Raw genomic sequence first — 6,952 nt, forward strand, 5'->3', positions numbered from 1 at the left:
AACATGGGAAACAGATGTTATGTTGCTAAAATTGATGTAGAAAAGAAAGAAATTGAGCTTTTTTATAATCACTGGAATGGTGGATTTTCTAGTATTGTGCCAACGCTTGAAATTGCTAAACATTTACAACTTGATTTTAAAGATTTTGCAAAACTAAATGAAAAGGCTTACAATGAAGGCACAGTCCTTAATGAAGTTATAAAAATAGATGAGAATTTTAGCGTGGCAAAATTCATAGACAAATATGATTGTTATGATAATGGAATTTATTTTATAGATAAGGATTTAAATTTAAGAGCTAGATATTATGATAATTTAGTTTATTGTCATGAAGACTTAGAATATGAGTTTAGCGAAACAGCTGATTATACGATAGAAAAAGCTGATTTGAAAATCAAATCTAGCGATATTAAGCATGATAAATACATATTCACTGATCTTAAATACATTGATAAGCATATCTCATTACACGAGTTTTTAGAGCTATTCAAACCTAGCGATGATAAAAATATCAATACTCTTAATGTGCTAAATAAAAGCATAGAATACTTAGATATTGGCTTACATAATGAAGATTTTGAAGCGATAAAAGTTGTTGAGAAAATATTAAGCGATTTGGCTGATGATTTAGGAGTTAAAAATGAGTAAAGAACTAATCAATATCATAAGCAAAGATGATTTAAAAACGCTAGTAAATCAAGTGTATGAGCAAAGGAAAATTTATCGTGATAAATATTATGTAGAAATGTGTTTTCCATTGCTACAAAGTGGAGAATGCAGTTACTTATTTGAAAACGCTGTAGATTTAAGAAAAATTAAGAATTTTAATATTTATGCTGCAGAGCCTGATGATTGTGTTGACAATCTTTCATTATTTATAAAGTTAAACATTGCATATTGCAATAAAGAAATTGATATAGAAGTATATTGTTATGACCTTATTTATGATGTTTCTTACGACAAGCTAAGGATACGACGCACACCTAAAAGCACGGTAGAAGAAACCACAAACGCAATTATCGAGCTAATAGAAGAGATTAATAATAAACAGTCTTTATTTGAGCTAGTTTGGAGCGAGTGATGAGAATAGTTTTAATTTTTCTTTAATCGGATTTGTATAATATTATAACTTAATTTATACTTAAATATAATATTCTTAAAGGTTATTTAAAAGGAAAAATAATGGAAAAAGAAAAAATGACAGCAGATGAATTAAAAGCGTTTTGTAAAGAGCAAAACTTGACTTATAAAGAATTGGCAGAAAAAATTGGTTATGGTGAAGGAGCAATTAAAACAGCTATTTCAACAAACAATATAAGCCAACCTATGCAACACGCCATAAAAGCTTACTTGCAAATTTTAGAATTACAAAGCGAACTAAGAAAAGCAAACGAAGCAAAAGAAATTTTAAAAACTTGGCTAAATAGCTAAAATACTTACTTTTTTAACCGAGTTATTTTTAACTTGGTTAAAATTACAACTATTTTTTACAAAATAAGTAAAAAATACAACATAACTTCTTGACATTTAGTATAAAATAATATATAATTATTACATCAAAAGTAAAAAATACAACTTTTGAAATACAAACAGAAAGGAGAGTTAAACAATGGAATTAGCAGAGAACCTTATCAATTTGCTAACAGCCATAATTTGCTTGATAACGGCAATTATCACAGCAAAAAACAAAGGGTAAGCTAAGGGGGGCAGGTTGCCCCCACCTTTTGCATATTGTTTAACTCATCCTTTAATTATATCATAAAGGAGCTATTATGCTACAAAGTATTTTAACGCTAATTTTAGCGATATCGGTTTTAGGTTTAACTTTAAAAGTTAACAAGTTGTATAAGGAATTTAAGGAGCTTAAAAAATGAATACCTTAATCCCTATAAATAATGTAAATGTATCTTTTGAGATTATTGGCGATGAAATATTCGCCAATTCTCTACAAATAGCTGAAGTTTTTGAAAAAGACCACTCAAATGTTTTAAAAGCAGTCAATAAAATACCAAATAATGAGTTTAAAAACTCAAATTTTAAAGTTGGTAGCTATTGTGATAAAAAAGGCGAACAAAGGCGTATGATAAATATAACTCGTGATGGTTTTGTTATGCTTGTAATGGGTTTTACTGGTGATAAGGCGTATCGTTTTAAAGTGGAGTATATCAATGCGTTTAATAAAATGCAGCATTTGTTAAAAAATAAAGAGCTTGAAAGTGGTAATAAGCTAATATCAAACCTAGAGAAAAGAAATAAGCGAGTTGCTTTAGGCTATAAATCACAATTAGCACAACAAAAAGAAAAGTATGAGCTACAAATCAAATCATTAAAATGTGAGCTAGAACATGGGCAAAAGATAGATTTTAAAAAAGGAATTGATAAAGATTTAAAGCGTCAATTAGCAGAGCGTGGATATTTGTTAATGAATTTAGCTGATTTTCATTCTTTGGGCGAAGGCTTAGCAGCTAGAATGTTTGAAGGTCTTGGGCAAATATTTGGAAAGCATTATCCACCATGCCTTAAACAGCTTCCTATATTACATTTTTATGGAGCAACTGATTATTATAATGTGAAAATACATAATAATTTAGGAAACACTCCACAAAGGGCTTGGGGAGTAAATGTTGGGGTTTTAAATGCTAAACTTAAACCTGTAGATAAAATTTATTCGCCTATTTATAATAAATGGGTTATTGAAGATGGAGAACAAATCGCAGGTTGGGAACTTGGATGTGAGTTAAAGTGGAAAGGCAATACAAAAATACAACATGGGAGCTAATGGCTCCCTAAATTAATTTAATATTAAATTTATAATTGCCTTATTTTCATTATTTGCAAATAAAAAGTAAATTAAAAATGCAAAAACAATAGTAGCAATCACTAAAAAAATATTATCAGTTGTTAAAAAAGAAGAATATTTGCACTTTTTTGCACAAGCAATATGATTGTCTAAAAATTTATTTAATTCTGAATATTTTGATATTTTATCACGCTCCATATTAAATGATTCAAAAAGGCTTTTGTAAGATTTTACTGCGAAATCTGCTTCTAGCCTTTTATTGTTAATATTATAACAATATAATTCAAGCAAATTTAACAACTCGATATCAGTATTTTCTATTTCCTCATCTAACCTTTTAATTTCAGCTTGAATTTCATAATACTCTTTACTATCTTCATCTGTTTTTTCTTTTTTAGCTATAAAATAGTTATAGGAATCGTCTAGTTTACTTGATCTCGATAAAATTTCTTTTATCCTATCAAAAATATCAAGCTCACTTTTAAATGTTTGCAATAATACATTTTTCTTAACAGACATAAGTTGATATATAGCAACTAAAACAGCTCCTGAACTAAATACTCCTGCAATATCTTTAATATCCATATTTTAAAACCTTAGTTGTTTTTTTTACTTGCTTTTTCTTTAGCTTGATTTTCTTGTCTTTCTTTCCTTCCTTTTATTATTTTATCAAGATTAAATGACTCTGTACTTAATACATTTTTTGTTTTTTCATTATTCATTAAAATTCTCCTTAAACTAAATTTCACTAATTATAGCAGGTTATAAATAATATTACCAAAATTGTTTATATTAAACTTTTTTGTCAATATGTTGTTTTTTATTTCACCCTCTCGCTCAAGATTGTCAAAAGTGTTACCATTTCTTGGCTTAGCTGTTCAATTTTTTCTAATTTTTTTTGATTTACATATATTTGATAAATCAACATTCCTCCAAGAACCCCTGCAACTGTGAAGTCTTGTATAGTCGCACCTTTTAAAATTAAATGCAATAATCCTTCTTCCATTATTTATCTCCTTTCATAAAATCTCTCACGGCTTTTAACTTAGCTTTGCAATCACGATAAGCACTCACACTATCTATTACAAATAAAGCAAAATCGCCGTTTGTTTTCATATCTCTATTTATATTTAAATTCTCGCATTCTAAAAAGTCTGTTGGCACTTGCTCTCTCACATACACTATTTTTTCACTGCAAGCTGTTAAAAATATCAAGAAAATAATCATCAAGCTTATCTTTACTTTTCTCATTTTCACTTACCTTTTTTGTTAAAGATAAACGGATTTTTTGTTTATCTTGTAGTTTTTTATTTAGCTCATCTCTTGCTAAATTTGCTCTTTTTAGCTCATCATCTTTTGCTAAAATCACGGCATTTAGCTCAAATGCTTTAGTTTTTGCTTTATCTAAACTCGCTTTTAAATCACTTATGTATAAATACATTAGCAAGATGATAACTCCTAAAATCGCATTTATTTTCATTAGCAAAACTCCACGCTAGTAATAAACCCACTAGCATTTATTGAATGCGTTATTTTTTCTATTTGAGTGTTTAAAGTCTTATTTTCAAGCACTATATCAAGCAATGCACCTGCATTCATAGCACGACCCAAAACTTTTAAAGAGCCTTTAAAGCTCGCATTCTTTTGAGTTTGTAGCTTAGAGTTTGCTAGGGTTAGTGCTTCTTGCTTGTTCTTTACAAAACTATTGATTTTTTTTACAGGCTCACTGTTACCTGCTCTTATAACTATATCTTTATTCTCTTTAGCATCAAAATAAGTTACTTCTACACTACCTGCACTAACTGCTGCAATGAACTCATAATCAAGCTCTATTAACTCGCTTTCTTGCAATTCATATTTAAGTCTTTTATTCTCTTTATTTGCATCGTGCAAAATCAATGTATCATTTTTGATACTCATATTTACACCTAGCTTGTCGCATTCATTAGATAAAAAGGCTAAATCACTTTGATTGTTTTGCTGATAGTTTTTAAGCTCGTTTTTGCTAACCTGTGCTTTAAACTTTAAGCCATTTTCTTTTGCTATGCTTTCTGCTACTTTTAAAAACTCGCTTTCTTTAAATGTCCTATTTTTTATTTGTTTTGCACGGCTTAGATTTGCACTCACACATTCTAGCTCATAAGTTTGCTTATACTTGATTTTGATTTTGTTTATATAAAAAGCACCTAGCAAAACACCATCGCAAAAAACTTTTATAGTATCATTTAGGCGTGGCTCAGGTGTGTTATAACTTAGCGTGATATTGCAATTATCAGCCTGACCTTTTGCATAATCATTAATAGTAATATTTATAAAAGGCATTTGAGCCGTTTTATCAATATCATTATAAAATAATGTTATCTTTGGCTTATAAACTAGCTCCATAAAGTCTCCATTTTTTTAGTTTCAACTTTAGGCTCTATTAGTTCTATTTGTTCGCCACCACGAAAATAAAGCGTGTTTAAATGCTTATGATTAGCTCTTAAAAACTCTTGATAAAAGCTAGATGAATAATCATCTCTTTTATAATGTTTGGCATAAATCACGCTTAATTTTTCGCCTTGCTTTGCAATATAAATCATCTAAAAACCTTGTATTTTAAAAAATGATAAAATCTGCACGAGTTGTAAAATAAAGCCGATTTGAAATTGCTAACGCCTAGCTCTTTTAACGAAATAAAAAATATATTATCAGCTAAAATAAAGTCTTCATAGTTTTTATCGTTTTGATATGCTTTATCGCACAAGTAGTCATGAATAACTACTGCTGATAAGTATTCAGGCGAATTGGGTGGATAGATAGACCAAAGCAAACGAGGTATATTTGCCCCATTTGTTTTATATCCGCTAGGAATATCAACTTTAGCAAATCCACACTCAAAACTATAATCTTCTATAAGTTCAAATTTATCTTTACAAAACGGCTTTAAAACAACCCTAGTCATACTAAAACTCCATATTAATTAAATCTAATTCTTCTTTTGTAGTTGCATTTCTAATTTGCTCTTTATAAGACCAATATTTGGCAGTTATTATTTGTGTTCTTTGTGCGATTAGTAGCGATAATGCTTTTAAATCATCTAAGCTAAAAACATTAAGACTATTATCAGAGCTTTTCCAAGCAAAATTATCAGGCACTGCACCAACACTAGAAAAAATAACTAAACTTTGAGTTAAAAGCTCTTTAGCTTTAGCGTCTGCTTGATAAAACTTATCTTTATATAAAATATCAGCATTCTCAGCTGATGATTTTAAACTTTCTAGCTCATTTAATTTCGCATTTTTGCTATCTTCTAGCAGTTTATTTTCATCAAGCATAAAAATTACATCATATCCATCGCCATTTTTTGCAAAAGTGCAATTATCGTTACTTGCAAGATGAGCGTAATCTCCAAAAACTTTTTTAATTTGTTCTTGTGGCATTTCCCACGCGTTTTGTTCTATTAAAGCTTTACTATCTATTTCATTATCTATATTTACTATCAAATTATCTAGTATAAATATTTTCATTATAAATCCTTTTTTACTGATATGCTCTTGCTATTGTTTTTGGTAACATATTCATTTTTATAGATACACTTGTATCGTTAGGTATTATTGTGAAACTAGAAGATGACATTCCTCCGTAGTGATGACTATCCCAATGCGTACTACAAAAAAAAACTATGCTTCCACCACCATTTGTTATAGAATCTAAAGTTCCGCTAAGAACAGAATATGCAAAACCACTATGCTCACCTGCCCCAGCACTTAATGAAGCTGTTATTATCAATGGCTTATTAATAATAAGATTAGTAATAGTCCAAATCCCTGACGAATTTCTTGTGCTTTTAAGTACAACTTTGCTTGTCTGTATGTCTTTAGTATCAACTTCTGCTTTTGTGTAAGTTTCAGTTTTAGTGTAATAATTATTTAAATCAGTCTTTAAAGCTCTTGAGCTTTCAAGATTTGTAAGTCTAGTGTTTTGAGCGTTTTGCTCTGTTGTATATGTATTTGTATTTACTTTAGCGTTTAATAGATTGTTGCTTTCAGTTTTAGTGTAATAATTATTTAAATCAGTCTTTAAAGCTCTTGAGCTTTCAAGATTTGTAAGTCTAGTGTTTTGAGCGTTTTGCTCTGTTGTATATGTATTTGTATTTACTTTAGCGTTTAA

Annotated in this window: 14 protein-coding genes; 4 read left to right on the plus strand and 10 right to left on the minus strand. The window is 29.1% G+C overall.

Features of this window, described 5'->3' with window-relative positions; translation table 11 throughout:
• The first annotated feature begins 3 nt into the window (after positions 1 to 3).
• The 4 genes from KJR01_RS05230 to KJR01_RS05245 all read left to right on the plus strand — a co-directional run bounded on the left by KJR01_RS05230 (position 4) and on the right by KJR01_RS05245 (position 2,779).
• Positions 4 to 648 (plus strand): hypothetical protein, encoded by a 645-nt coding sequence (locus KJR01_RS05230; RefSeq protein ID WP_214117608.1) that lies wholly within the window; start codon positions 4 to 6, stop codon positions 646 to 648.
• A complete protein-coding gene (locus tag KJR01_RS05235; protein ID WP_214117609.1) occupies positions 641 to 1,081 on the plus strand; it encodes a hypothetical protein in 441 nt (146 codons plus the stop codon). Before KJR01_RS05230 ends, KJR01_RS05235 begins: the two co-directional genes overlap by 8 nt.
• A gap of 101 nt (positions 1,082 to 1,182) precedes the next feature.
• Positions 1,183 to 1,431, plus strand: a complete 249-nt coding sequence (locus KJR01_RS05240) for a transcriptional regulator (RefSeq protein WP_250325144.1) — start codon at positions 1,183 to 1,185, stop codon at positions 1,429 to 1,431.
• Between the two features lie 439 nt (positions 1,432 to 1,870).
• Positions 1,871 to 2,779 (plus strand): Rha family transcriptional regulator, encoded by a 909-nt coding sequence (locus KJR01_RS05245; protein ID WP_214117610.1) that lies wholly within the window; start codon positions 1,871 to 1,873, stop codon positions 2,777 to 2,779.
• Positions 2,780 to 2,791: 12 nt separating this feature from the next.
• Here KJR01_RS05245 and KJR01_RS05250 read toward each other — a convergent pair whose 3' ends face one another.
• The 10 genes from KJR01_RS05250 to KJR01_RS05290 all read right to left on the minus strand — a co-directional run.
• Positions 2,792 to 3,385 (minus strand): hypothetical protein, encoded by a 594-nt coding sequence (locus KJR01_RS05250; RefSeq protein ID WP_214117611.1) that lies wholly within the window; start codon positions 3,383 to 3,385, stop codon positions 2,792 to 2,794.
• Between the two features lie 11 nt (positions 3,386 to 3,396).
• Positions 3,397 to 3,522, minus strand: a complete 126-nt coding sequence (locus tag KJR01_RS10380) for a hypothetical protein (RefSeq protein WP_284444067.1) — start codon at positions 3,520 to 3,522, stop codon at positions 3,397 to 3,399.
• A 98-nt stretch (positions 3,523 to 3,620) separates the two neighbouring features.
• Complete coding sequence (locus KJR01_RS05255; RefSeq protein ID WP_214117612.1) at positions 3,621 to 3,806, minus strand: hypothetical protein; 186 nt, start codon at positions 3,804 to 3,806, stop codon at positions 3,621 to 3,623.
• Entirely contained in the window at positions 3,806 to 4,051 is a 246-nt protein-coding gene (locus KJR01_RS05260; protein WP_214117613.1) for a hypothetical protein, read from the minus strand. Before KJR01_RS05260 ends, KJR01_RS05255 begins: the two co-directional genes overlap by 1 nt.
• On the minus strand, positions 3,990 to 4,280 hold the full coding sequence (locus tag KJR01_RS05265) for a hypothetical protein (protein WP_214117614.1): 291 nt from the start codon (positions 4,278 to 4,280) through the stop codon (positions 3,990 to 3,992). The genes KJR01_RS05260 and KJR01_RS05265 overlap by 62 nt, the downstream gene beginning before the upstream one ends.
• Positions 4,280 to 5,185, minus strand: a complete 906-nt coding sequence (locus KJR01_RS05270) for a phage late control D family protein (RefSeq protein WP_214117615.1) — start codon at positions 5,183 to 5,185, stop codon at positions 4,280 to 4,282. Before KJR01_RS05270 ends, KJR01_RS05265 begins: the two co-directional genes overlap by 1 nt.
• Positions 5,176 to 5,382 (minus strand): tail protein X, encoded by a 207-nt coding sequence (locus tag KJR01_RS05275; protein WP_214117616.1) that lies wholly within the window; start codon positions 5,380 to 5,382, stop codon positions 5,176 to 5,178. Before KJR01_RS05275 ends, KJR01_RS05270 begins: the two co-directional genes overlap by 10 nt.
• Positions 5,379 to 5,744 (minus strand): DUF1353 domain-containing protein, encoded by a 366-nt coding sequence (locus tag KJR01_RS05280; protein ID WP_214117617.1) that lies wholly within the window; start codon positions 5,742 to 5,744, stop codon positions 5,379 to 5,381. The genes KJR01_RS05275 and KJR01_RS05280 overlap by 4 nt, the downstream gene beginning before the upstream one ends.
• Position 5,745: 1 nt before the next feature.
• A complete protein-coding gene (locus KJR01_RS05285; RefSeq protein ID WP_214117618.1) occupies positions 5,746 to 6,309 on the minus strand; it encodes a DUF4376 domain-containing protein in 564 nt (187 codons plus the stop codon).
• A 13-nt stretch (positions 6,310 to 6,322) separates the two neighbouring features.
• Positions 6,323 to 6,952 (minus strand): hypothetical protein (locus KJR01_RS05290; protein WP_214117619.1); only part of this gene is annotated, 630 nt, incomplete at its 5' end.

Source organism: Campylobacter sp. 2018MI10 (assembly GCF_018501175.1).
GTDB lineage: Bacteria > Campylobacterota > Campylobacteria > Campylobacterales > Campylobacteraceae > Campylobacter_E.

What these genes read in the sequence shown, in the direction of transcription:
- KJR01_RS05230 (WP_214117608.1), top strand. Translation starts at nt 4, where the DNA reads ATGGGAAACAGATGTTATGTTGCTAAAATTGATGTAGAAAAGAAAGAA.
- KJR01_RS05235 (WP_214117609.1), top strand. Translation starts at nt 641, where the DNA reads ATGAGTAAAGAACTAATCAATATCATAAGCAAAGATGATTTAAAAACG.
- KJR01_RS05240 (WP_250325144.1), top strand. Translation starts at nt 1,183, where the DNA reads ATGGAAAAAGAAAAAATGACAGCAGATGAATTAAAAGCGTTTTGTAAA.
- KJR01_RS05245 (WP_214117610.1), top strand. Translation starts at nt 1,871, where the DNA reads ATGAATACCTTAATCCCTATAAATAATGTAAATGTATCTTTTGAGATT.
- KJR01_RS05250 (WP_214117611.1), bottom strand. Translation starts at nt 3,385, where the DNA reads ATGGATATTAAAGATATTGCAGGAGTATTTAGTTCAGGAGCTGTTTTA.
- KJR01_RS10380 (WP_284444067.1), bottom strand. Translation starts at nt 3,522, where the DNA reads ATGAATAATGAAAAAACAAAAAATGTATTAAGTACAGAGTCATTTAAT.
- KJR01_RS05255 (WP_214117612.1), bottom strand. Translation starts at nt 3,806, where the DNA reads ATGGAAGAAGGATTATTGCATTTAATTTTAAAAGGTGCGACTATACAA.
- KJR01_RS05260 (WP_214117613.1), bottom strand. Translation starts at nt 4,051, where the DNA reads ATGAGAAAAGTAAAGATAAGCTTGATGATTATTTTCTTGATATTTTTA.
- KJR01_RS05265 (WP_214117614.1), bottom strand. Translation starts at nt 4,280, where the DNA reads ATGAAAATAAATGCGATTTTAGGAGTTATCATCTTGCTAATGTATTTA.
- KJR01_RS05270 (WP_214117615.1), bottom strand. Translation starts at nt 5,185, where the DNA reads ATGGAGCTAGTTTATAAGCCAAAGATAACATTATTTTATAATGATATT.
- KJR01_RS05275 (WP_214117616.1), bottom strand. Translation starts at nt 5,382, where the DNA reads ATGATTTATATTGCAAAGCAAGGCGAAAAATTAAGCGTGATTTATGCC.
- KJR01_RS05280 (WP_214117617.1), bottom strand. Translation starts at nt 5,744, where the DNA reads ATGACTAGGGTTGTTTTAAAGCCGTTTTGTAAAGATAAATTTGAACTT.
- KJR01_RS05285 (WP_214117618.1), bottom strand. Translation starts at nt 6,309, where the DNA reads ATGAAAATATTTATACTAGATAATTTGATAGTAAATATAGATAATGAA.